This window comes from Kitasatospora sp. NPDC001175 (genome assembly GCF_053598215.1).
In genome coordinates this window covers 1-22,179 of the sequence record NZ_JBSFJU010000034.1, presented here as the reverse complement: position 1 = coordinate 22,179, position 22,179 = coordinate 1, and the positions used below count along the sequence as shown (strand labels likewise).

The 22,179-nt window shown below is 71.9% G+C and carries 21 protein-coding genes and 2 pseudogenes; 10 read left to right on the top strand and 13 right to left on the bottom strand.

Annotation, left to right across the window (positions count from 1 at the left end; all coding sequences use genetic code 11):
• Positions 1 to 218 precede the first annotated feature (218 nt).
• From ACWDAK_RS23450 to ACWDAK_RS23440, 3 genes are all read right to left on the bottom strand, one after another.
• The gene (locus ACWDAK_RS23450; protein ID WP_344639367.1) at positions 219 to 1,760 is read right to left on the bottom strand and encodes an oxidoreductase; all 1,542 of its coding nucleotides are present in this window, start codon (positions 1,758 to 1,760) and stop codon (positions 219 to 221) included.
• Positions 1,754 to 2,617: a hypothetical protein gene (locus ACWDAK_RS23445; RefSeq protein ID WP_427394627.1), complete on the bottom strand. Its 864-nt coding sequence runs from the start codon at positions 2,615 to 2,617 to the stop codon at positions 1,754 to 1,756. Before ACWDAK_RS23445 ends, ACWDAK_RS23450 begins: the two co-directional genes overlap by 7 nt.
• A 164-nt stretch (positions 2,618 to 2,781) precedes the next feature.
• Positions 2,782 to 4,047: an MFS transporter gene (locus ACWDAK_RS23440; RefSeq protein WP_427394628.1), complete on the bottom strand. Its 1,266-nt coding sequence runs from the start codon at positions 4,045 to 4,047 to the stop codon at positions 2,782 to 2,784.
• Between the two features lie 123 nt (positions 4,048 to 4,170).
• Between ACWDAK_RS23440 and ACWDAK_RS23435 the strand changes: the two genes are divergently transcribed.
• From ACWDAK_RS23435 to ACWDAK_RS23425, 3 genes and pseudogenes are all read left to right on the top strand, one after another.
• Entirely contained in the window at positions 4,171 to 4,782 is a 612-nt protein-coding gene (locus tag ACWDAK_RS23435) for an ArsR/SmtB family transcription factor (RefSeq protein ID WP_427394629.1), read from the top strand.
• A gap of 88 nt (positions 4,783 to 4,870) precedes the next feature.
• Positions 4,871 to 5,392 (top strand): annotated as a pseudogene (locus ACWDAK_RS23430) (NAD(P)H-dependent oxidoreductase); the annotation flags it as partial.
• On the top strand, positions 5,386 to 6,321 hold the full coding sequence (locus ACWDAK_RS23425) for an oxidoreductase (RefSeq protein ID WP_344639365.1): 936 nt from the start codon (positions 5,386 to 5,388) through the stop codon (positions 6,319 to 6,321). The pseudogene ACWDAK_RS23430 and the gene ACWDAK_RS23425, both read left to right, overlap by 7 nt.
• Positions 6,322 to 6,404: 83 nt before the next feature.
• On the opposite strand, the gene ACWDAK_RS23420 is transcribed toward ACWDAK_RS23425, so the two are convergent.
• From ACWDAK_RS23420 to ACWDAK_RS23395, 6 genes are read right to left on the bottom strand one after another with little or no spacing between them, the layout of a single operon-like run.
• Entirely contained in the window at positions 6,405 to 7,148 is a 744-nt protein-coding gene (locus ACWDAK_RS23420) for a DsbA family oxidoreductase (RefSeq protein WP_427394630.1), read from the bottom strand.
• 6 nt (positions 7,149 to 7,154) lie between these two features.
• Positions 7,155 to 7,457, bottom strand: a complete 303-nt coding sequence (locus ACWDAK_RS23415) for a Rieske (2Fe-2S) protein (protein ID WP_344639363.1) — start codon at positions 7,455 to 7,457, stop codon at positions 7,155 to 7,157.
• Positions 7,454 to 8,317 carry an iron-containing redox enzyme family protein gene (locus ACWDAK_RS23410; protein ID WP_344639362.1) on the bottom strand — a complete coding sequence of 288 codons (864 nt, stop codon included), beginning with the start codon at positions 8,315 to 8,317 and terminating at the stop codon, positions 7,454 to 7,456. The genes ACWDAK_RS23415 and ACWDAK_RS23410 overlap by 4 nt, the downstream gene beginning before the upstream one ends.
• Positions 8,314 to 9,180, bottom strand: coding sequence for a dihydrodipicolinate synthase family protein (locus ACWDAK_RS23405; protein ID WP_427394631.1), 867 nt, complete (start codon positions 9,178 to 9,180; stop codon positions 8,314 to 8,316). The genes ACWDAK_RS23410 and ACWDAK_RS23405 overlap by 4 nt, the downstream gene beginning before the upstream one ends.
• Positions 9,177 to 9,758, bottom strand: a complete 582-nt coding sequence (locus ACWDAK_RS23400) for a DUF6190 family protein (protein ID WP_344639360.1) — start codon at positions 9,756 to 9,758, stop codon at positions 9,177 to 9,179. Before ACWDAK_RS23400 ends, ACWDAK_RS23405 begins: the two co-directional genes overlap by 4 nt.
• On the bottom strand, positions 9,748 to 10,899 hold the full coding sequence (locus ACWDAK_RS23395; RefSeq protein WP_427394632.1) for an aminotransferase class I/II-fold pyridoxal phosphate-dependent enzyme: 1,152 nt from the start codon (positions 10,897 to 10,899) through the stop codon (positions 9,748 to 9,750). Before ACWDAK_RS23395 ends, ACWDAK_RS23400 begins: the two co-directional genes overlap by 11 nt.
• Before the next feature lie 182 nt (positions 10,900 to 11,081).
• On the opposite strand from ACWDAK_RS23395, the gene ACWDAK_RS23390 reads away from it, so the two are divergent.
• Positions 11,082 to 12,062 (top strand): DMT family transporter, encoded by a 981-nt coding sequence (locus ACWDAK_RS23390; RefSeq protein ID WP_344639358.1) that lies wholly within the window; start codon positions 11,082 to 11,084, stop codon positions 12,060 to 12,062.
• Between the two features lie 134 nt (positions 12,063 to 12,196).
• Positions 12,197 to 13,567, top strand: a complete 1,371-nt coding sequence (locus tag ACWDAK_RS23385; protein ID WP_344639357.1) for a TrpB-like pyridoxal phosphate-dependent enzyme — start codon at positions 12,197 to 12,199, stop codon at positions 13,565 to 13,567.
• Between the two features lie 123 nt (positions 13,568 to 13,690).
• On the opposite strand, the gene ACWDAK_RS23380 is transcribed toward ACWDAK_RS23385, so the two are convergent.
• Entirely contained in the window at positions 13,691 to 14,356 is a 666-nt protein-coding gene (locus ACWDAK_RS23380; protein WP_344639356.1) for a response regulator transcription factor, read from the bottom strand.
• Between the two features lie 349 nt (positions 14,357 to 14,705).
• On the opposite strand from ACWDAK_RS23380, the gene ACWDAK_RS23375 reads away from it, so the two are divergent.
• Together ACWDAK_RS23375 and ACWDAK_RS23370 are read left to right on the top strand one after the other, a co-directional pair.
• Entirely contained in the window at positions 14,706 to 16,076 is a 1,371-nt protein-coding gene (locus tag ACWDAK_RS23375; protein ID WP_427394633.1) for an amidase, read from the top strand.
• A gap of 270 nt (positions 16,077 to 16,346) precedes the next feature.
• Positions 16,347 to 17,819 (top strand): glutamate synthase subunit beta, encoded by a 1,473-nt coding sequence (locus tag ACWDAK_RS23370; protein ID WP_427394634.1) that lies wholly within the window; start codon positions 16,347 to 16,349, stop codon positions 17,817 to 17,819.
• A 141-nt stretch (positions 17,820 to 17,960) separates the two neighbouring features.
• Here ACWDAK_RS23370 and ACWDAK_RS23365 read toward each other — a convergent pair whose 3' ends face one another.
• Complete coding sequence (locus ACWDAK_RS23365) at positions 17,961 to 19,610, bottom strand: phospholipase D-like domain-containing protein (protein ID WP_427394635.1); 1,650 nt, start codon at positions 19,608 to 19,610, stop codon at positions 17,961 to 17,963.
• A 345-nt stretch (positions 19,611 to 19,955) separates the two neighbouring features.
• Here ACWDAK_RS23365 and ACWDAK_RS23360 point away from each other — a divergent pair.
• A pseudogene (locus ACWDAK_RS23360) lies at positions 19,956 to 20,237 on the top strand (transposase); the annotation flags it as partial.
• Here ACWDAK_RS23360 and ACWDAK_RS23355 read toward each other — a convergent pair.
• Both ACWDAK_RS23355 and ACWDAK_RS23350 read right to left on the bottom strand, forming a co-directional pair.
• Positions 20,135 to 20,752 (bottom strand): SUKH-4 family immunity protein, encoded by a 618-nt coding sequence (locus tag ACWDAK_RS23355; protein ID WP_427394636.1) that lies wholly within the window; start codon positions 20,750 to 20,752, stop codon positions 20,135 to 20,137. The pseudogene ACWDAK_RS23360 and the gene ACWDAK_RS23355 overlap by 103 nt on opposite strands.
• Before the next feature lie 98 nt (positions 20,753 to 20,850).
• Complete coding sequence (locus tag ACWDAK_RS23350) at positions 20,851 to 21,279, bottom strand: TetR/AcrR family transcriptional regulator C-terminal domain-containing protein (RefSeq protein WP_427394637.1); 429 nt, start codon at positions 21,277 to 21,279, stop codon at positions 20,851 to 20,853.
• Between ACWDAK_RS23350 and ACWDAK_RS23345 the strand changes: the two genes are divergently transcribed.
• Positions 21,230 to 21,664 carry an alpha/beta hydrolase fold domain-containing protein gene (locus ACWDAK_RS23345; RefSeq protein ID WP_449806497.1) on the top strand — a complete coding sequence of 145 codons (435 nt, stop codon included), beginning with the start codon at positions 21,230 to 21,232 and terminating at the stop codon, positions 21,662 to 21,664. The two genes, ACWDAK_RS23350 and ACWDAK_RS23345, sit on opposite strands and share 50 nt — an antisense overlap.
• A 54-nt stretch (positions 21,665 to 21,718) precedes the next feature.
• Positions 21,719 to 22,123, top strand: a complete 405-nt coding sequence (locus ACWDAK_RS23340) for a cupin domain-containing protein (protein ID WP_427394638.1) — start codon at positions 21,719 to 21,721, stop codon at positions 22,121 to 22,123.
• Positions 22,124 to 22,179: the final 56 nt, after the last annotated feature.

The window sequence follows — 22,179 nt, the reverse complement described above, 5'->3', positions numbered from 1 at the left end:
GCCGCTGCCACTCCTCCGTAGGGTCCGGATCGCCTGCTGCGCTGCTGGCGTCATCCCAAGCTGATGCTTATTAGTCACTCCGCAACCGGTATTGCTCGTGCGATCAGGCCCTTGGCGGTCAGCGAGATGACCAGGTTGTCCAGGCCCTCGGTGCGACGCGAATGTCTCGGCAGCACCTACCGGAACAACCCCCCGGGTGTCTCCTCGGGGTCGTACCGTCAGCTCCGATTGAGGGAGCGGCTGACCCCGGCGAGGACGGTGGTGGTTAGCACCCAGCCGGCGGCGATCAGCCCGTAGCCGAACCACTGGTGCAGCCCGGTCCAGTACCAGGCGGCGCGCTGGCCGAAGCCGCCGATCGGGACGAGCAGATCGAGCGTGTAGATCAGCGGGCTGAACGGCGCGCTCTGTCCGGGCTGCACCTCGTGCGGCGTACCGTGGGCGAACACCACCGTGCCCAGCAGGGCCAGCACGGCCAGCCAGAGGGCGGCCTGCCAGGGCCGGTAGCCGTAGCCGACGGTGACGTCCAGCAGTCGCCCCCAGAGCCGGCCGGCCGGGCCGAGGGTCCGGCGGCGTCGGCGTTGCTTCTCCAGCAGCACCCGGCGCGCGTCGTCGTCATGGCCGATCTTCCGGTACCAGGCGGCGAGTTGCTCGTACGGCTGGGGCGCGTAGCCGGGCAGCCGGGCCAGCCAGTGCAGGCGCCGGGCCACCGGTTCCGGGCCGCCGGGCGGGAGTTGGATGGAGGAGTAGGCGAAGCCGTCCAGCCGGGTATCGGCGGGCCAGCTGTGCTCGCCGTCCTGCAGCACGGCCGCCTGCGCGTCCTGCAGGTCCACGGTGCCCACCGGGGTGGCGGCGAACGTCAGTTGCAGGTCGCCGGCACTCAGGCGGCTGCCGTCCAGAGCCACCGCGCCACCGTCGAGCACCGCGGTGTCCAGCGAGAACCTGCTGCGCACCGTCGCGCCCGGCAACCGGATCGCGCCGGTGGCAGCGAACCCCTCGGAGAGCACGATGGTCGAGGCCGTGAGATCGTCGCCGGTCAGCGCGTCGCCGTCGGGGTTGTCGATCCGGGCCCGCTCCATGAACAGCCCGCCGTCGAACCGGGCGCCGACCAGTCGCAGGCCGCCGCGCGAGCGGAAGCCCTTGCGGGCGAAGCAGCCACCCTCCATCCTCAGCCCGCCGGCCCACAGCGCCCACGGGCCCGGCGCGCTGCCCGCACCCGGCGCGTGCAGGCCGCGCGGTGTGACGGCGTCCGGGCCGAGCAGCTCGGTGGCGGTCAGCTGTGCCCCGCTGAGCCGGAGTTCGCCCGAGATCTGGGCTCGGGTGAGGGTCAGCCGCCCCTCGAAGACCGAATCCTCGAAGAACAGATTGCCGTCAACCTTCAGCAGCCAGCCGTCGAGCCCGGGTATCCAGCAGCCGATCAGACCGGTGGAGCGCAGGCTTGCTGCGCGCAGCACCACGTGCTGCTCGAAGTGGCAGGCCTCCAGCCGGAGTTCACTCTCCGACCGGGTACCACCCAGGTCCAGCTGCCCACTGATCCGCGCTCCGGTGAGCCGTAGGGCCGTGGCCGCGCCGCCCTGCTCGGCAGCTTGAAGCAGCACGGCCGCGACCGCTTCGGCCCGTACGGTGCGCTCGGCGCCCCAGGCCGCCCCGCGGGCCGGATCGTCCTCCGCAACGCTTCCGGCGCGCAGGTCGACGACGGCACCGGTGCGGAACGCGTCCCACACCTGCCGCTCGGGCTCGGTCAAGTCCTCGTACGTCAGCACGCTACCCCCTGGTCTCGGCGATCGCACCGCACCCTAGCGGACCTGCCACGCGAAGATCGACGAGACGTGAGCGCGCTCATCGCGTCGGCGGGGAGGGAGGGGTTGCCAGCGGCCGCCGCCGCGATCTGCCAGTCCTCGTCGGCCAGCAGATCGACGAGGGCGCTGGAAGGGAGCTCCGGACGCGCGGCGGCGATGGGGCGGGCCTGAGGGTCCACCAGACACGCGAGGGGTGCCGGAAGCGACGCGTTCGGGGGCCGGGCGATCTCGCGGAAGGCCTTCCGTGCGGAAGCGGACTGACGGGTCAGGTGCTCCAGGACGAGCGCAGTCGCGTCAGGATTCGTGGCGGCCTTCGCGGCCACACGGGGACCGTGACGGTCGATCATGGCGAGCAGTTGTGCCTCCGCGAGACCCGGGTGCGGGGCTATCGCCTTGAGGGCCTTCGCGTCGCAGTCGCACGCGAGCGCGTCGCGGATCGCGTCCGGCAGGTCGCGGCGCAGGGCGACCAGCATCCGCAGCGTCGGGTCGGCCGCCGCGGCGAGGTCGGCGACCTCCGCGGGCGTGGCCGCAGCGACGCGGGGGAGCAGCGGGGAGCCGAGCTTGGTCGAGCGGGCGAGCCGCGTCAGGACGTCGAGCGGCAGGTCCGGGTGGAACGCGAGGGACCGCTGGACATCGTGGCCGCGATCCTCGGCAAGTCTGCGGACCATGGCCTCGTCGGTCGATGGGTTCCTTGCCAAGTCCGCACAGACCCCCGGCACCGGATCCGCGGCCAGCCGCGCGTAGGTCTGCTGCGGCAGACCCTCGCGTACGGCGACGAGTTCACGCAGTAGCGCCGACGGGTGGTCGACGAACCGGGCCACGGCCAGGAACGACCGGATCTTCGTGCTGCGCTACGCCGACCCGGTGGAGAGCCAGCGCAACCCGGCGGCGATCACCGCGCTGGGGCGTATCTGCGCGAGGTGGCTGCCCGGTCGGCGTAGCGGGCGGGGCCTCGGCCGCCCGACCTCCGCTCACCGCTGGGGGGTCAGGCGGGCCACGCCGTCCGCCAGAGCGGTCGTCCGAGCGTCATCGGCAGCAGCCCGAGGCCGAGCAGCCCCGCGCACAGCTCCAGCACGCCGGCGGGGGAGAGACGGTCGAGCAGCAGACCCGCCAGGGCGTTGCCGAGCGGGAGGCCCAGCATCAGCACCGTCATGGTCGCGGCGATCACCCGGCCACGGAGCTCGTCCGCGACCTGCTGGAAGATCAGCACATCGAGCATCACCCGCAGCGAGGGCACCCCGAGCATCATCACCAGTAGTGCGCCGAAGACCGCGACCGGCCCGGCCACCAGCGCCGGCACCAGCAGCATCGGCACGGCGAGCCAGGCGACGGCCAGCAGCAGGACGCCCGGGGTGAAACGGCCGTGCAGGCGACGGACCAGCGGCGCGCCGAGCAGGCCGCCCACGGCCTCGCCGGCCAGGGCGGAGCCGATGCCGGTTCCTGAGGTGCCCCGCTGGTGCAGCAGCACCAGGATCGCCAGAAGTGCCGCCGAGCCGGCCAGGTTGACCGCGAGCGAGACCGCGAGGGTCGAGCGCAGCAGCGGGACGCGCAACACGTACCGCAGACCGTCGAACGCGCCGCCGCGCGGGCCGGGACCGGCGCCCGCGGGCCGCCCGTCGAAGCGGACGGCGAGCGCGGCGGAGACGGAGAACGCCGAGGCCAGGGCGGTGGTGAGGAAGGGGACGGCCCGGCCCAGACCGAGCAGGAAGCCGGCCAGGGGCGGGCCGATCAGTGAGCTGCCGCTGACGCGCAGCTCGTCCTGGGCCAGTGCCTGGCGGAGCTGCTCGGGCGCGACGACCGAGCGGATGGCGAGCTGTCGGACGGTGCCGCCGTAGGCCATGGCAGCGCCGAGCACGGCGCCGACCGCCAGGACGTGGACGACGGTGAGGCAGCCCAGGGCGAGTGCGAGCGGAATGGTCGCGGTGGCCACCAGCCGGACCGAGTCGGCGGCGATCAGAACGCGGCGGCGGTCGTGCCGGTCGGCGACCATGCCGCTGTGCAGGCCGACGAGCACCATGGTGGCGGACTGGACGGCGCCGAAGGAACCGGCCAGCGAGGGCGAGCCGGTCATCGCCAGCAGCAGGAGCGGGTAGGCGAGATCGGCGACGCAGGTGCCGATCATGCTTGCGGCGGCGCCGCCCCACAGGACCTGGAAGCGCCAATTGCGGCGCAGCGGCACCAGTGGCGGACGGACCTCGGGCGTTCGGGCCGGTCCGATCGGGTCGTTCAGGTCTGTCGCGGTCGTGTCCATACGGGCCCCCACCCTTCACGTGAGCATGCATGCTGACGTACGCGTCATCATTTGCGATTGCGTGAATGCTTGCAGGAGCATGATTGATTGCGCAAGCGTTGATGCGTATGGATAAATGGCGTCGTGGTTGATCAGATGAAAGAGCGCGAGGTCAGCGACGTCGCGACGCTGAAGGCCCTGGCCGATCCGGTCCGGCTGGCGATCCTCAACGCGTTGATGAAGGGCGAGCCGGAGCCGTCGTCGGTCAAGGAGATCGCGGCCGAGCTGGGCGAGGCGCCGACCAAGCTCTACCGGCACGTCAGGCAGCTGGAGCAGGTCGGGCTGATCCTGGTGGCCGAGACCAGGCTCGTCTCGGGCATCGTCGAGAGCCGCTACCGGGCCGCCCAGAGGTCGCTGCGGCTGTCCCGTTCGATCTTCACCGACGACTCCTCCGAGCGGCCTGAGGCACTCGGAGCGCTGCTGGCGGCGATCGATGTGGCCCGCGCCGACTTCCAGGGGCACTTCCTCGCCAACCGGATCGAGTTCGGTATCCGCGACGGCGAGGTCGGGGCCGCACCCGGGGTGTTCAGTCACTCCACCCTGCGGCTGCGGCCGGAGCGGCTCGTGTGGCTGCGCGATCAGCTGCGCGGGATCCTCGACGAACTGGCCAGGGAGGGTGACTCCGATGAGGAGGACGCCGTGGAGGCCACGCTCTTCGCCCTGCTGTACGCGGTGAAGCCCGAGGAGCGGACCTGACACGGTCTCGCCGCCCGGGAATAGCGTTGGCAGGGTCTGCGTCACGCTGATCGGAGGATGTACTACCGGGGTGTGAGCAACAGGTGTGATCTTCAGTGCCTCCCACAGCGGTCCGCTCAAGTCCTTCTTCGACGCCATCGACCACGAAGCGCTCACCGGCAAGCCCGTGCTGATCGCCGCTACCGGCGGCACCGTCCGGCACTCCCTCGCCCCGGAGCGCGCGCTGCGCCCGCTCTTCGCCCACCTGCGCGCCATCGTGCTGCCCACCGCGCTGTACGCGGCCTCGGCGGACTGGGGCGGCGAGGACGAGCTGGCGCCCAGGATCGCCCGCGCGGCACGGGAGCTCGCCGCGGCGATGCTCGTGCGCCCTCTCGTAGGCCGGTCACCGGGAGAGCCCGGCCCGGGAGAGCCCGGCCCGGGAGAGCCCGGCCCGGGAGAGCCCGGCCGGGAACCGGGAGCACCCGGCCGGCCCGGGCGGGAGCCGCTCGTCCCGTTCGAACAGCAGCTGGCCGCGCTGAGGGTCGAGCAGCGGAACCATCGGCAGCCAACGCCCGTATGCCAGGCCCCGGTTGGCGCACCGGGGTGCTGGCATAGACTCCCCGCATGGTGAACAGCATGTGGGACGAGCGCGACATACCCGACCTCACCGGCAAGACCGCCGTGGTCACCGGCGGCAACAGTGGGATCGGGTACCACGAGGTGCGTCAACTGGCCGCCAGGGGCTGCCGGGTACTGCTCGGCGCCCGCAACCCCGCCAAGGGCGAGGCGGCGCTCGCCGGCCTGCAGGCCGCGGTCCCGGACGGCCGGATCGAACTGCTCCAGATCGACCTGGCCGACTTCGACTCGGTACGGAGCGCGGCCGAGAAGGTCGCCGGCACCTTCGACGGCCTCGACCTGCTGATCAACAACGCCGGGGTGATGGCCGTCCCGACCCGGCAGACCACCGCCCAGGGCCTGGAACTCCAGATCGGCACCAACCACTTCGGGCACTTCGCGCTGACCGGGCAGCTGCTGCCGCTGCTCACCGCGCGCCCCGGGAGCCGGGTGGTCACGGTCTGCAGCCTGGCCCACCGGATGGGCCGGCTCGACTTCGGCGACCTCCAGTGCGAGCACCGCTACCAGGCCTGGGCGGCGTACGGCGCGTCCAAGCTGGCCAACGCGGTCTTCGTGCTGGAGCTCCAGCGCCGGCTCGCCGCTGCCCGTCTGGCGGTCGGCAGCTTCGGCGCCCACCCCGGCTTCGCCGCCACCGAACTGGCCGACAAGGGCCCGAGCCTCGGCGGTGGCAGCCTCCTGTCGGCCCCCACCTCCTGGGGCTCCCGCCTGATAGGCCAGCCCGCCGAGCGCGGCGCACTTCCCGTGCTCCGCGCGGCCACCGACCCCTACGCGATCGGCGGCAGCTACTACGGGCCGCTCGGGCCCGGTGAGCTGCGCGGCGCCCCCGGGGTGGTCTCCTTCCGGCGCAAGGCGTACGACACCGGGCTCGGCCGGCGGCTCTGGGCGGAGTCCGAGCGGATCACGGGGGTCGTCTTCGACCTGTGAGCGACGCGGCCGCCGCCCGGGGCGGGCGGCGGCCGACCGCGTTTCGCGGATCGCCGGGCACGGCCCCGAGCGGCGGGGCCGGTCTACAGCAGCGCGGCGGCCTGCTTGAGCAGGGTGTCCACGGCACTCGGGTCGTCGTGGTCGATGACCGGGAATCCGACGCCGAAGCGGCCGTTGACCCAGTGCGCGGTGACCCCCGGGTTGGCCAGGTTGGTCCCGTCGTACAGGAAGACGTGCGGGCTGCAGATGACCCGGTCCTCGCGGGCGGTGCGCCACTGGTCGATGACGGCCTGCCGGTGCCGGCCCGAGTCCAGCGCGGCGGCGAGGCGGTCCGCGTCCACCGCCCCGGTCCCGGCGGCCACGTCGAGGATGACGTGGCGCAACGTGATGCACCGGTCCTCGGCCCAGAAGGCGCGGCGCAGCGCGCGGTCCAGCGTCTCGGAGGCCGGCCAGCCCTGCTCCTTGGCGGCCTGGACGGCCTCCAGCGCGGGCAGGGTGCTGACGGGGTAGGTCCAGTCGGGGCCCTGCCACAGCCGCCAGCCGGCCTCGGGAGCCAGCGCGCCCACGACCGAGACCTCCGAGTCGACGCCGGGCCGCTCGTTCACCGCCAGGTCGAAGAGTTCCAGCGGGAAGCAGCGGTGGTCGAAGAAGAGCGCACCGTCCAGGCCGAGCCGGGCCCGCGCCTGGTGCAGCCGGTGCACGGCCAGGTGGGCGAAGGAGCAGTTGAGGTCCGAGTAGACGACGACGGTGTCCGGGGAGCGCGGCAGCCGGGGGTCGAAGGGCCGGGCGTGCGGGTCGACGGCGACGGTGGTCCTGTGGTCGGACATGTCGGTTCACTCCTGTTCGGAATGCCTTGGGGCGGCCGGGGGCACGGGCCGGGTACGCAGCGCGCGGCACGGTGGGCCGGACAGCTGGGTGCCGTGGTCGGTCAGGTCGAACGCTGAGTGGTGCAGCGGGCAGACCAGCCGGGTGGCCGCGGCGTCCACGTGGGCGAACCGGAGCAGACCGCCCCGGTGCGGGCAGCGGGCCTCGACCAGCATCCCGCCCCCCGACCCCGACGCTGGGACGTCCGCCTCCACGGCGACCGTGTCCTCGTCCACCTGGCGCAGGCGCACCCGCCGTTCGGCGGGGCTCACGAGCGGCCCTTCGCCCGGGCACCGCGCACCGCCGCCTCCGTCGCGCGTGCGATGGTCGCACTGGTCAGTTCGACACCCGCCCAGACCTTGCCCAGGTCCGCGCCGCGCTCGTGGTCCCAGGCTCGCAGCGCGGCGAGCATCTCACGGCTGTGGAAGCTGTCGATGTGCAGGTGCTCGGTGTAGTAGTGGGAGTTGGCGATGCCCAGCCGGGCGCAGGCCGAGGCGTAGCAGCGGAAGCCGTAGAGCACGCTCGACTCGAAGTAGGCGTAGGCGCCCAGGAAGTAGTCGGGTGTCGGTGCCCGTGAGGCCAGCCAGTGGAAGAGGTTGACGTAGGCGAGCGTCTCCTCGCACGCGCTGGCCGCGTGCTGGAAGGGGTCCGTCGACAGCCCCAGCTCCGTCATCAGCCGCGCGTAGAGCCGGGCGTGCTCCTGGGCTTCGTTGCCGCAGCCGAACTCGTCGATGAGTACCCGCATCACCGCCATCCGGGCCCGGTGCGGCAGCCGTGGCAGTATGCCGAGGTGGGACTGCGACTCCACCAGCCCGTCCACGGCGAACTGGCCCGCGACGAAGGCGAATTCCGGCAGGGTGGCGTGCTCGGCGAGGTAGTGCTCGCTTTCTGCGGGATCGGCCTCCTCGGCGCGCAGGCGCCGCTCCAGGGCCGCCAGCAGCTCGCCCAGGGAGCCGAACCCCGGTGCGGCCGCCTCCAGGGCGTCCGCCTCGGCGCGCGGCCAGCGCGCCTCCAGCGCGAGCAGTTCGGCGTAGTCGGCGGCATCGGGGACGGTGCGGTTGTGCCAGTACAGCCGCTGCTGCACGGTGGCGTTCGGCGGCAGCGCCGAAGCGGCCCCGGCTGCCGTGGTCATGGCACCGGCACCGCGGCGGCGCCGGAGCCGCCCGCCGTCGCATCGGTGCCGATGACCCCGCGTGCCACCAGTTCGCGTTTGACCCGCAGGTACCAGTCGTCACAGAGGATGCCGTACTTCTCGCAGGCCGCGTCCACCTGCGCCTGCAGTTCCGGGCCCGGACGCTGCCACAGCGCCTTGCACAGTGCCGGCTCCAGGTTGGCCAGCGGACCGATGAAGCCGTGCACCCCGGGCACCTGGGAGAGCAGGTTCTCCCAGCCCTCGAAGACCGGCACGCCCAGGTTCGAGGCCACCAGCTGCCGGGTGAACTCCGCTTCGCCGCTGGACTCCTTGATCCCGATCACGCCCGGCAGCCGGCAGATCCGAGCCAGCGTGTCCGCCTCGATCCGGTTGCCGGACACCGCCTCCTCGTTGTAGAGGAGCACCGGCACTCCGGTCGCGAGCACGTGCCGGTAGTGGCCGACGATGCCGTCCTGGTCGATCCCGGCGCCGAAGGGCGTGGTGACCGCCACGGCGTCCACGCCCAGTTCGGAGGCCAGCCGGATCCGTGCCACCACGGCCTCGGTGTCGGGTAGCTGCACTCCGGCGATGACCGGCAGACCGCCGGCGTGGCGGACCGTGGCGTCCACCATGTCGCGCCACTGACGCTCGGTCAGCAGCCAGCCCTCACCGGAACTGAGCGTCGGCATCAGTGCGGTGACCTCGGTGCGGATCGAGTCGATCAGCCTGGCTACGTCATCGGCCGGCACTCGGCCGCTCAGGTCCAGCGGCGTGACCAGCGGTGCGATCACACCCGAGTACCGGCGGTGGCCTCGGAGGTCCGGGCCGTCCTGGCGGTCCCGGGAAGTCAGCGGATCGGTCATGTCGTGTCCAAGTCGTCAGGGCTGGAGATGCGGTCGAGATCGGCCAGGTCGCACCTGAGGGCCAGCGAGTCCCGGTAGAGCGCCTCCAGCCGCGGTGGGAAGGCGAGTTCGGGACCGTCCGGTGGCGCGGTGACGGGAAGCCCGAGCCGTCGGCGGCCCAGCAGGCGCGGCGACGCGGTGTGCAGGGAGCCACCCCGGTGTACGGCCGGCGCCAGCAGTAGAGCGTCGGACAGCGGGAGGCCTTCGAGCCCGGGGGAGTCGAGCGCGGCCGCCAGATCGCCTCGCCGGAAGCCGAATCGGGTGATGGACAGCTCGCTGTGCAGATTGTCCATGAAGGGGTAGTAGGCGTCCTGCTCCTCGCGCGTCCGGCGCCAGACCAGATCGTCGCAGAGCCCCACCTGTTCGAGTGTCATCGCCAGCGCGTGCCGCGCCGCCAGGTGCCGTACGAAGAAGTTCTTGCAGGCGGAGCGGACGCGTTCGTCGAGGCTGTGCATGCCCAGGAAGAGCGAGGCGTCGATCAGCACCTCCGCCCCCGGGCCCTGCCCCGCAGCCGGACCCGCCCCGGGCTCAGCGCTCATGGGCGGCGAGCGTGTCGTGGATCACCCGCACCGCCGCGGCGAACTGCTCCGGCGGCCTGGCCAGCGCGATCCGTACGTACCGTTCGCCTCGTCCGGGGTTGTCCCAGTAGAAGTACGTCCCCGGAAGCACGTAGACCTCCGCCGCCAGAAGTTCGCTGTGCACGTCGTCGGCAGTGAGCTGGGCGGGGCGGATGCGCAGCCAGGCGACGCTGGTGTCCACGCGCCCGTCCAGCAGTTCGAGCGGCGAGTCGGCCAGGGTCCGCCGCAGCGTGGCGCGGTTGGTGTCGATCACCTCGCGCACCGAGGCGAAGGAGTCCGCGATGGAATCCTCGACGTAGTGGGTGAGGAAGTTCAGCACGAAGGGCGAGACATTGAGCAGCACCGAGGTGTGCAGGTTGTAGACCTCCTCGTAAAGGTCCGAACTGGCCGTCAGCAGAGCGCACTTGGCGTCCTGTACCGGCCAGGTCTTGCCGGTGTCCTCGATGGCGAGGTAGCTCACCCCCGACTCCTCCAGCGCCCGGTAGACGTCGGGGCGCTGGACCAGGCCGTTGTTCAGGGCGAAAGAGGCGAAGCAGAAGTCCAGCACCAGCAGCTTGCGGTGTTCCCGGCAGAACCGCAGGACCTCCGCGAAGCCGCGCCCGCCGTCCGTGAACAGCGTGAAGCCGGTCGGGTTGTTGGGGTCGACCAGGTACAGCGCGTCCGTCCGCACCAGACGGGCGAGTTCCGTGTAGACGGTCTCCGGGTCCGCCAGCGCCTCCTCGGGCAGCGCCGCTGGCGGGGTGCCCAGGTGCCTGAGCAGGTCCACCAGATTGTCGAAGCAGGGTTCCACCAGCGAGACGGTCAGATCGTGCCGGCGCAGGTACATCGCGGCAACCATGGTGGAAACGCTCGCGGAGTACGACAGCAGGGTCCGGTCCAGACCGAGCGCGGTGGTCTGGCCGTGCAGGCGGAAGAAGGCCTCGGTGAACTGCCGCTCGAAATAGGCCTGCTGCCGTTCCTCGGACTCGTACCACAATGCGGGCAGTCGGGAGACGATCTTCTCCTGGCTGTTGGACTGGCGTTGGTGGGTGTGTGCGTCGGCCAGGTTGTACCTGGTACGGAGAGCCCTGATCTCGTGCTGCGTCAGATCGACTAATTCCATAGCTGACATGTCGCGATCCTTTCGAGCGGGTGGCATTCGAACGCTGTCCCGACCGGGATCCTAGGAGCGCGACGGCAGCATGCACCACGTCAGAAATGACCAGGACCTAAGGCGGAGAAGCGCGGCGCGACCCCCCGAAGTGTGGTGGCGGGACACGGCTTTACGCCATTACCCTGCACGCCATGACATTACGTGAATCCGCGGGCCCGGCCGCCCCGGCCAAGGGCGCGGCTCGTCCGCGGGCCCTCGGTGCCCTCTGTGCCGGGTTGGGCACCGCGCTGGTCGGCACCTCCTTCGTGGCCACCAGCCTGCTCACGCACTATCCGTTCCTGAGCGGCCAGACCGTGCGCTTCGCCCTGGGCGGGCTCTGCCTGCTGCTGCTCGCCGCCCTCGCCCGGACCCCCCTGCCGCGGCCGACCAGGCGCGAGTGGGGCCTGCTGGCGCTGCTGGCCGGTACCGGCCTGGTCGGCTTCAACCTGGCCTGCCTGAGGGCGCTGCGCTCCGCCGAGCCGGCCGTCCTGGGCGTCGTGGTGGGCGCGACCCCGCTGCTGGTGGCCATCGCCGGCCCCCTGCTGGGCGGACGTCGGGTGTCCTGGCGGCTGACCGGCTCGTCGGCACTGGTGGTCGCCGGTGCGGCCCTGGTCCTGGGCTACGGCCGGGGCGACCTGACGGGCTTCGCCTTCTCGCTGCTCGCCCTGCTGGGGGAGGTGTCCTTCACCCTGCTGGCGGTGCCGCTGCTGCCGCGGCTGGGAGCGATCCCGGTCGCGACCTACGTCTGCGGGCTTGCCACGCTGGAGATGGGCGCCCTGGCCGCGGCCGTCGAACTGCCCGGCGGCCAGATGCGCTGGCCGCACCCGGGGGAACTGGCCGCCCTGGGCTACCTGGCGGCGGCGGTGACAGCCGGCGCGTTCATCCTCTACTACGTCGGCCTGAGCCGGCTGGGCCCTGAGGCGACCAGTCTCTTCGCCGGGCTGATCCCGGTCGCGGCGGCGTTCGCGGCTCCGGTCGTGGGCAGCGGCACCCTCGGCGCGGCGCAGCTGGCCGGCAGCGCGCTGGTCGGGGTGGGACTCAGCGCAGGACTCTCGGCGCCCGCGCCCACCGGCGCCGCGGTAGGCGAGGCGGCTTCGAAAGTACCGGTACCAACGGCGGACGACGGTTCCTGAGTTTCGTTCTTTCTCCTGGTGGTAGTCGGCGGACCCGATTCCTAGCATCGGGACGACTGCTCGTCGAATCCGCTTCTGCGTCCCGGCTCCGCCGTGCCGCGACCGAGCCCTCGTCCTGTGAGGATGCGAATTCCATGACCACCACGCATGTCGTTCTCAATGCCGCCGACCTACCGGACCGCTGGTACAACATCGTTCCCGACCTCCCGGTGAGCCTGCCGCCGGCGCTCCACCCGCAGACGCTGGAGCCACTGCGCCCCGAGGACCTGGCCGGCCTGCTGCCGCAGGGCGTCATCGAGCAGGAGTTCTCCGAGGAGCGGTGGATCGAGATACCGGACCGGGTGCGTGAGCTCTACCAGATCTGGCGGCCCTCCCCGCTGCACCGCGCGACGCGGCTGGAGCGGGCGCTGGACACCCCGGCCCGGATCTACTTCAAGTACGAGGGGGTCTCCCCGGCCGGCTCGCACAAGCCCAACACCGCCATCGCGCAGGCCTACTACGCCGCCCAGGACGGCGTACGCCGGCTGACCAGCGAGACCGGCGCCGGGCAGTGGGGTTCCGCGCTGTCCTTCGCGGGCTCGCTCTTCGGTCTGGAGGTCACGGTCTACATGGTCCGCTCCTCCTTCCAGCAGAAGCCCTACCGGCGGATCCTCATGGAGACCTGGGGCGCCCAGGTGCACCCCTCGCCCAGCCCGCTCACCGAGGCCGGCCGGGCCGTCCTGGCGCAGGACGCGGACTCCCCGGGCTCCATCGGCATCGCCATCAGCGAGGCAGTGCAGGACGCGCTCAGCCGTGAGGACACCCGCTTCGCGCTCGGCTCCATCTCCAACAACGTGCTGCTGCACCAGAGTGTGATCGGCCTGGAGGCCAAGAAGCAGCTGGAGATCTGCGACGACTACCCGGACGTGGTGGTCGGCTGCGTCGGCGGCGGCTCCGGCTACGCCGGGCTGTCCTACCCCTTCCTGTACGACGTGCTGAGCGGGCAGCGCACGGGCACCCGCTTCGTCGCCGTCGAGCCGGACGCATGCCCCAGCCTGACCAGGGGAAGCTACGCCTACGACTACCCGGACACCGCCTCGCTCAGCCCGGTACTGCCGATGTACACCCTGGGCCACAGCTTCATCCCGGCGCCCATCCACGCCGGCGGCCTGCGCCACCACGGCAGTTCACCGACCATGTGCGCGCTGGTGGAGCACGGCTACGTGCGGGCGCGCGCGGTGTCCCAGAGCGACGTCTTCAGCGCGGCGGTGCAGTTCGCCCGCAACGAGGGCTTCGTGATGGCGCCGGAGTCCGCCCACGGGGTGCGCGGTGCGATCGACGAGGCGCTGGCCGCGAAGGAGGCCGGCGAGTCGCGTGCCATCCTGGTGCACGTCTCGGGACACGGCAACTTCGACATGGCGGCCTATGACTCCTACCTGGCCGGGACCCTGACGGACTATCTACCGGACCAGTCGGAGATCGAGCGCGCCCTCAGCGAGCTTCCCGGGGCCAAGATCCCCAGCTGAGCGGCAGCCGCCCGAGCCGGCATCCAGGGGCGCCGGGGGCTGCGCGAGCCGGCCGCGCCACCGCGGCGGGCCGGCCGGGCCGCCGCGGTGGCGCGGCTCCGGCCCAGGCTCCGTCAGCGACGGCTAGCGAGTGCCGACCAGCCCCGCCTCGACTGCGTGCAGTGCCGCCTCCACCCGGTTGCGCAGCCCCAGTTTCGCCAGCAGGTTCTGCACGTGCGACTTGACGGTGCTCTCGCTGAGCGAAAGCTGGGAGGAGATCTCCGCGTTGGTGCGTCCGCGCCCCAGCAGGCGCAGCACGTCGCGCTCACGCGGCGTCAGCGTCTGCTGGGAGGGGAGGTCGCCCGGGGCCGAGGGACGGGAGGACGGAGTGGCCGGAGTCGGGAAGAGCGAGTATCCCGCCACCAGCACCCGGACCGCGGCGATCAGGTCTTCGACCCCGGCGCTGCTCAACAGTGTTCCGTCGGCGTCCTTCGTGACCAGCTCCACGCTGGAGTCGGAGAGGCTGTCGCCGACCAGCGCCAGTACCTTGCCGTCCCAGTCCCGTACCTCGCGGAGCGCCGCGGCGACGTCGGCGGGGCAGCCGCCGGTGTGCACGACCACGACATCCGGCGAGGTGTCCGCCAGCAGGGCGACCGCCTCGCATTGATCGCCGGCCTCGCCCACGACCTGGATACCGTCCTGGTGCAGCACCGCCCGTAAACCCGTGCGGATGATCGGTGACTCGTCCAGGATCAGAACGCGGATGCTGGCAGGTACCGGCCGCAGCTGCGGTCGGGTGGAGCTGTCCATGGGTCTCCCCGAGGTGAAGTGGGTGATTCACGTACACAGAGGAACTCGACCACACTCAAAGCGCCGGGTGGGGAAACGATGTGGCGGCAGCCGGACATCAGAGAATCCCCCCGGTCGGCTCATCATCAGCAGTCTTTCAGAATCAAGCACACGCGGCTAGGAGTTGCCGTCAAAGGCGGGCACTCGCCACATCGGGGACGAAGCGGAACGGCCGCCACCGGGCGTCAGCTCCGGTGGTCCAGTCCACCGGGGAACGGTACGGCTGCGAACTCTTGTCTGCCTCCGGAGTGCTCGATAGCGTGCTGCGGGGCGGCCCTTCGGGGGTTTACGGACAGCAGGGGAGCGGTTGGTGGCGGACTGGGTCGGGCGGACGGCTGTGGAGATCGCCGAGGCGGTCCGGCGGCGGGAGGTGACGCCTCGTCAGGTGGTGGCCGAGCACCTGGGCAGAATCGAGCGGGTGGAGCCGCGGGTCGGCGCGTTCCGCAAGGTGCTCGCCGAACCGGCCCTCGCGGCGGCCGACGCGCTGGCCGACCGCGACGACCTGGCGGCGCTGCCGCTGGCCGGGGTTCCGGTCGCGGTCAAGGACAACCTGCCGGTGGCGGGTGAGGCGACCCGGAACGGCTCGGCCGCGACCTCGGATGCGCCTGCCACCGCCGACCACGAGACGGTGCGCCGGCTGCGGGCCGCCGGAGCGGTGGTCGTGGGCCTCACCAACGTGCCCGAGCTGTGTGTCTTCGGCACCACCGACAGCGTCTTCGGCACCACCCGGAGCCCCTGGGACCTCAGCCGGAGCGCCGGTGGCTCCTCGGGCGGCAGCGCCGCCGCCGTGGCCGCCGCGATGGTGCCGATCGCGCTCGGCAACGATGGGATGGGCTCGATCCGGATACCGTCCGCCAACTGCGGTGTGCTGGGCCTCAAGCCGGGCCATGGGTCGGTTCCCGCCGATCTGGGGCACGACGGCTGGTCCGGGATGTCGGAGAACGGGCCGATCGCCACCTGCGCCGCCGACGCCCGGCTGATGCTTGCGGTCCTCGCCGGCTTCGACGACCCGATCGGTGAGGTCGGGACCGAGGGGCGCCCGCTGCGGATCGCGCTCTCCGTGAACTGCCCCACCCCCGGGATCCCGGCCGCCCCGCAGCTGGCCGCCGCGGTCCGTGACACCGGCCGCCACCTCGCCGGGGCGGGGCACCGGGTGGCCCGCGCCGAGGCGCCCTATCCGTGGTGGCTGGGGGCCGCCTCCGTCGGCCGCTGGCTGGCCGGGACGGCCGCCGACGCGCGGGGGCTGCACCCGCAACTGCTCGCTCCGCGTACCCGCCGCCATGCCGCGCTCGGCCGGGCCGTCACTCGGGCCGGACTGGTCCGGCGGTCCCAGCGCACGGCCTGGCAGCGGCGGTTGGAGGAGTTCTTCGCGCGGTACGACGTGCTGGTCACCCCCACCCTGGCGCAGCCGGCGCCGCCGGCGCACCGCTGGCACACCCGGGGCTGGACGGGCAACGTCCTGTCCAACGCCAGGTACGCGCCGTTCAGTCACCCGTGGAACCTGGCCGGCTGGCCCGCGCTCGCGCTGCCGGCCGGACAGCACCCCGGCTTCGCCGAGTCCCTGCCGATGTCCGTCCAACTGGTGGCACCGCCCGGCGGTGAGCGGCTGCTGCTCGGGCTGGCGGAGGAGTTGGAGGAGCGCCGCCCCTGGCCGCGGACGGCGCTGGACCTCCCGCGCTGAGCCGGGAGCCCGGGGCCGGGCGTCTTCGGGGCAGTTGCGGGCGGCCGCGAGCCGGGCCGGTCGGTCCCACCCGTGCTCGGCGGGCAGTCGCGGTCCAGATCCGGACTCTCCCGCTCCAAAACCGTCCATGGCTCCCGGCGGGCGCCGCGGTTTCCGGTCCGGCCCGTACGGGCGTACGGTGGCCAGACGGCGCCGCACACCGTTCCCGTGGCGGAGGGGTGCGCGGCCGGCAGGCCCGGTGTCGTGCGCGCAGACGCTGGAGGCGGACCGATGGGCGATCCGAAGGCATTCCTCAACAACCCCCGCAGACTCCGGGAGCGGCGGGCGGTACCCGATCGGATCCGGGACTGGGCGGAGGTCTACCGGGAACGGGCACTGCTGCCGATCATCAGCGGGCAGGCGGCCCGCTGCATGGACTGCGGCGTACCCTTCTGCCACGACGCCTGTCCGCTCGGCAACCTGATCCCCGAGTGGAACACCTTGGTCTCGGCCGAGGACTGGCGGAGCGCGAGCGCTCGGCTGCACGCGACCAACAACTTCCCGGAGTTCACCGGACGGCTCTGCCCGGCGCCCTGCGAGAGCGCCTGCGTGCTGGCCATCGACTCCGAGGCCGTCACGATCAAGAACATCGAGCTGGCGATCGCCGACCGGGCATGGGAGTCCGGCTTCGAGCAGCCGCAGCCGCCGGAACGGCTGTCCGGCCGGACCGTCGCAGTCGTCGGGTCCGGCCCCGCCGGACTGGCCGCCGCGCAGCAGCTGACCAGGGCCGGCCACACCACCACCGTCTACGAGCGGGCCGACCGGATCGGCGGACTGCTCCGCTACGGCATCCCGGACTTCAGGCTGGAGAAGCACCGCCTCGACCGCCGGATCGACCAGATGCGGACCGAGGGCACCCGATTCCGTACGGGGATCGCGGTCGGCTCCGAACTGCGCGCCGACGAACTGCGGTCGCGCTACGACGCGCTGGTTCTCGCGGTGGGCGCCACCGTCTGCCGCGAACTGCCGGTGCCGGGACGGGAACTGGCGGGAATCCACCAGGCCATGGAGTACCTGCCGCAGGCCAACCGGGCGGTGGCCGGTGACGGCAGCCCGGCGATCTCGGCCGAGGGTCGGCGGGTGGTGATCGTCGGCGGCGGGGACACCGCGGCCGACTGCCTGGGCACGGCATTGCGCCAACAGGCCGCCGAGGTTTCCCAGTTGGACATCAATCCCTGCCCGCCCGAGCGGCGTGCCGAGGGCCAGCCGTGGCCGGTGCACCCGAAGGTGTACCGGGTCACCACCTCGCACGAGGAGGCGCGGGAGCTGGCCGGAGCGCGGGATCCGCGCCGGTTCGCCGCCACCACGGTGCGTTTCGAGGGGGACGGGCAGGGGCGGGTGCGCGCGGTCCGTCTGGCCGAGGCCGAGCTCGGGACCAGGCGTCCCCGGCCGGGCACCGAGCAGGCCATCGAGGCCGAACTGGTGCTGCTGGCACTCGGTTTCGCCGGTCCTGAACCCGGCAGCGGCCTGGTCGAGCAGCTCGGCCTCGGCCTCGACGGCGCCGGGAACTTCGCGCGGGACGGCGGGTACGCGACCGGTGTGGACGGAGTGTTCGTCGCGGGCGACGCCGGTCGCGGACAGTCGTTGATCGTCTGGGCGATCGCCGAGGGGCGTTCGGCGGCCGCCGCCGTCGACCGCTATCTGACCGGCTCCACCGAGCTGCTCGCGCCGGTCAGCCCGGCGGACCGCCCGCTCACCGCGTAGGCCGCCCGATCACCGCGTCGACGCGCCCGGCTACCGCTGCCCGCCGCGTTCCGGCCGTCACGGTGCGGCGCCTGCGCCCACCGCGCCACCCGGGCTGCCGGGGAACCGCGAGGTGTCGCGCGGTTCCCCGGACGGGTCAGGTCAGCCCTTGCAGAGGCCCTTGGTGTAGTCCACGGTGGCGGTGTCCTGGGAGTACTTCCACTCAGGGGCGAGCAGCCCGGTGTTCAGCTGGGCCGCAGCCGTCCTGTCCTCGACGATGTAGCCGAAGTCCTGCAGCCAGGCCGGGTACAGGTTCTTGGAGCCGATGTAGAAGGCGGAGCCGTCCACCGAGACCAGCTTGTGGTGCAGGGCGAAGGGCTTGCCGTCCGCCCAGGTGGCGGTCGGCGCGGCGCGGAACGAGGCCAGCTGGAGGTTCTGGCACATGGTGGTCCGCGCAGCCCCGGCGTCGCCGCCGTTCAGCTTGCCGAGGTGGGCCAGCAGGGTGTCGCTGATCTCCGACAGGGACTTGATCTGCGAGTAGCCGCCGCTGCCGACCGCACCGCGGTTGGCCGGGTCGCTGACCACGATGCGCACCTTGACCCCGGCAGCCAGCTTGGTGGCGAGGGTGTCGTAGAGGCGGCCGTCGTAGCGGGGGAGCGGCGGGCAGGTGCCGTTCACGTCCTGCTGGGAGATCTCGATGTGGCCCTCGGCGCTGCCGATCAGCGCGCGCAGGGCGTTCTCCTCCGGGTTGACCGTCTCGTAGTCGCGGTCGCCGTTGGTGTTGTCGTGCAGGTTGACCGGGCCGCAGCTGGTCCCTCCGGAGGGCTTCGCCGCGGGCTGGTAGGTGGAGAGCGGGTCCTTGTCGCGGATGCCGACGCCCAGGCCGCCGACCGCGATCACCGGGGTGCTGCCGGTGGCCGGCGCGGCCTCCGGATTCCGGTCCTGCTCCATGGTCGGCAGGCAGGCGGAGCCGTTGGTGGAGGCGAACCAGGCGGCAGAGAACACACCGGTGTTCCGGCAGGTCCAGCTCCACAGGGTGTCCAGGTAGCGACCGGCCGAGGTGGCGGCCGGACCGGTGAGGGCGAGGTCGACGTCGGACACCGGGTGGGTGGTGTCGATGTAGTCGTCCTTCCAGCCGTTGATACCGCCGGTGACCACGCTGCGGCCGTCGACCACCAGCAGCTTGGAGTGGTTCCAGGAGAACGCGGTCTTGGCGGTGGTCATCGAGGCCACCGTCAGGGTGATGCTGGGTGCGGCGCTGCCCAGCTTGCGGACCAGCTCGTCACGGTAGGAGGTCGGCAGGACGTTGATGTTGTACAGCGGCGCGGCCCCGACCAGGATACGCACCTGGAGCTTGTTCCCGGCCGCCGCCGAGGCCTTCAGCCCGGCGACGATGGCGTCCTGGAAGGCGCCGTTCGGGAACGGGGCGAGGCTGGAGATGTCGACGGTGCGGGTCGCCCCGGCGATGTTCTCGGTCATCTTCGCCAGGAGCGCCTGAGTCCCGGGCCGGTCGGCGCAGCTCGCGTCGCCCCAGCACCCGGGGGTCTGCAGCAGCCAGCCGCCCGGGTTCCCGGCCGGCGCGTCCAGCGCGTTGCCGCTGGTGCGCTGCCAGACGGAGCCTTCGAGGCCGGGAGAGACCTGACGCAGCGTCTTCTCGACGGCGTCCAGGTGCGGGGTCGCCGATCCGGCGGCGGCCGAGGCGGCGTCGTCCGCGAAGGCGGGAGCGGCGGCGGGTATCGCACCGAAGATGGCGGCGCCGGCGAGCACCGTCCCGGTGACTCGGCGCAGACGGCGGGGCTGATGGCGGAACAAGGTGTGTGTGGTCCTTCGGAAAACGGTTTGAGTGTTAACTGTGCATTTACTGTACGGTAAGCTGATTTTTCGTCAGTACCCGCCGAATGGCGGGCTCATGTCATAGTGCTTGGACCACCCAACTCCGCCACTCTCCCCGGGGGTTGACGGCACTCCCCGCCGACCGGCGGGGGTGGGCGCGGTCGGCAGGCGGCCGGGACCGCCGCCGGCGGCCATCCGGTGGCGAGTTCCGGATCGGACCCCGGTCGGCCTCGGGTGTGGGCCCTCAGGTGCGGATCTCCGCCTCCTCGGCGAGGAAGCCGGAGAGGAACCGAGCGAGCACGGTACCGGTAGGCCGGGCGCGGCGTCCGGGACAACCCCCGCCTTCATCTGACCACGGGAATACGCGAGTTCATCGAGGCAAACGCCGAGTGGCTCACGGTCTTCCATCTGCCCGCAGACGCTCCCGACCTCAATCCCCAGGAGGGAATCCGGTCGCCGGTGAAGCGCGAGATCGGCAACCTCGCCGCCGCCGCCGACCTCAGTCAGATCACCCGGGCCGTGAAGCGCCGGCTCAAGCGGATCCAGTACCGTCCGGAGCTGGTCGACGGCTGTCTCGCGGCTACCGGCCTGACGCTGGAGGACTGAGGTGCTTCATCCCCCCAGGTCGCGTAGTCGCCCATCTCGACGTCGTCGCACATGGTCTCCCAGAACCCGTTGTGCGCGAGTGCGGTGTCATCGAGGGCGGCGATGAGGTCGCGAAGCTCGTCCGCCACCTGTTGCGATCTCTCCTCCTCGCCTTCCTCGTAGAACGGGAAACGGGCGATCACGGCCGCGACGCACCGGTGGAAGGCTTCGAGGTCCCTGTTCACATGACTGGCGGTCGCGTAGTCGGCCCTGGGGATGTGCGCCACGCGACGCGAGGCCACGTCGATGCCGATTCGTCCGAACAGGCCACTGGTACCGAAGACGACCAACCCGCTGTCGCCGATCTGGCCCAGGAGAGCCGCCTCGCTCAGCGGCCGGTACTCGTAGCCGATCAGCCCGGCCGGGACGCCGATCTGCAGCAGCTCATCGGCGATCTCGGCGGGCACCCCTGATGAACAGCCGATACGGACGACGGCGTAGTGGGGCAGCGGCAACGGCGGCAGGTCCTGGCTCACGCGAATATCTTCCTCGCACCCCACCGGCACCGGGAACTCGCGGGCTGGTCGCCGCCGCGCTGCACCGACATCACGCATTCAAGTCCAGCAGTGCCGCATCAGAGAACCTTCGCCCTGTTGAGAAGGAGATCAGGAATCGCGGGTGGTCTCTGCCTCGTTCGGGCGACTGCGGCCTCGGGTGCGTGCTGCTGGACCCCTGCGAGGAAGACGCGCAGGCCGTAGGAGAACCGCTCGCTGGGGTCGGTGGCGGCCAGTGTCTTCAGTCCCGTTGCGAGCGGGTCGTTGGTGTCCAGCCCGGCGGCCGCCAGACGTGCCGTCCAGTTGTCGCCGGTCGGCATGCGGGACTGGGCCTGTTCCTCGATGGTGTGGCCGAGGATGAAGTAGAACACCGCGAAGGTGTGCTCCCAGGCGCGATTCGGCGGGAATCCGGCTTCGGCGCGCACCTGCGCCGCGCGGCGGCTCGCGGCCGCCGCCGCACTGCGGGCACGCGACCGGCAGGGGCCCTCGATCCGCTTCCAACTACTCAACCAGCCCGCGCTCGACGACCGTCAGCAGACGTGGTCGGCAAGGCACTTCACCGCAACTCGGTTCATGACACGGGAGAAGGTCTCCGCATCGTGGCGGCACTACCTGGGCCCGAGTCCGGACGCGGCGTCCGTCTCACCGTACGCCGCCCCGGCACGGGCCACCGACCTGTCCGGCCTGCCGGCCGCCCACATCGCCACCGCGCAGTTCGACCCGAACCGCGACGAGGCCATCGCCTACGCGCTGCGGCTTCTGCAGGCCGGCGTACCCGTCGACCTGCACCAGTGGGCCGGCACCTTCCACGGGTCACCGGCGGCGGTATCCGCCGAAGTGTCCCGGCGACAGATCGACGAGCTCACCGCAGTCCTGCGCCGCGCCCTGGCCTGAACGAGACGGCCACAGACCAGGGACGAACGTCAACGGAGAGAAGGAGATGCCGACATGACCATCACCACGATCGATCTCTTCGAGTCCTTTCTACACCTTCGCCCCGACGGCCAGGTGCGCGCCGAGCAGCCGACCTTCGACCCCGAGCGGGATGGCTGGCAGGTGATGGCGTTCCACGTCGCCACCGACGCCGACCTCCACGCCGACCACTGGGAAATCCATACCCGCGCGGACGAGGTCGTCTCCTGCCTCACCGGCCGGATACGCCTCTGCTTCCGGCCCCTGCGGGCGGGCGGGGAGCAGGAGGAGGTCGAACTCGCGGCCGGAAAGGCGGTCATCGTGCCGCGCGGGCGCTGGCACCGCATTGAACTGGACGCCCCGGGCGACATCCTGAGCGTCACCCTGCCGCAAGGCAGCCGCCTAGGCAGTGTCCTGGCGATCACGAGCGAAGCCAGATGACGAGTGCGGCTGCGGTGACGGTGCCGAGGTAGACGTAGCCGCGCTTGTCGAATCTG

Bases quoted from the DNA above. Each gene is read 5' to 3' on its own strand.
- ACWDAK_RS23440 (WP_427394628.1), bottom strand. From the start codon at position 4,047: ATGGACACGACCGCGACAGACCTGAACGACCCGATCGGACCGGCCCGA.
- ACWDAK_RS23425 (WP_344639365.1), top strand. From the start codon at position 5,386: ATGGTGAACAGCATGTGGGACGAGCGCGACATACCCGACCTCACCGGC.
- ACWDAK_RS23420 (WP_427394630.1), bottom strand. From the start codon at position 7,148: ATGTCCGACCACAGGACCACCGTCGCCGTCGACCCGCACGCCCGGCCC.
- ACWDAK_RS23410 (WP_344639362.1), bottom strand. From the start codon at position 8,317: ATGACCACGGCAGCCGGGGCCGCTTCGGCGCTGCCGCCGAACGCCACC.
- ACWDAK_RS23405 (WP_427394631.1), bottom strand. From the start codon at position 9,180: ATGACCGATCCGCTGACTTCCCGGGACCGCCAGGACGGCCCGGACCTC.
- ACWDAK_RS23400 (WP_344639360.1), bottom strand. From the start codon at position 9,758: ATGAGCGCTGAGCCCGGGGCGGGTCCGGCTGCGGGGCAGGGCCCGGGG.
- ACWDAK_RS23395 (WP_427394632.1), bottom strand. From the start codon at position 10,899: ATGGAATTAGTCGATCTGACGCAGCACGAGATCAGGGCTCTCCGTACC.
- ACWDAK_RS23390 (WP_344639358.1), top strand. From the start codon at position 11,082: ATGACATTACGTGAATCCGCGGGCCCGGCCGCCCCGGCCAAGGGCGCG.
- ACWDAK_RS23385 (WP_344639357.1), top strand. From the start codon at position 12,197: ATGACCACCACGCATGTCGTTCTCAATGCCGCCGACCTACCGGACCGC.
- ACWDAK_RS23380 (WP_344639356.1), bottom strand. From the start codon at position 14,356: ATGGACAGCTCCACCCGACCGCAGCTGCGGCCGGTACCTGCCAGCATC.
- ACWDAK_RS23370 (WP_427394634.1), top strand. From the start codon at position 16,347: ATGGGCGATCCGAAGGCATTCCTCAACAACCCCCGCAGACTCCGGGAG.
- ACWDAK_RS23340 (WP_427394638.1), top strand. From the start codon at position 21,719: ATGACCATCACCACGATCGATCTCTTCGAGTCCTTTCTACACCTTCGC.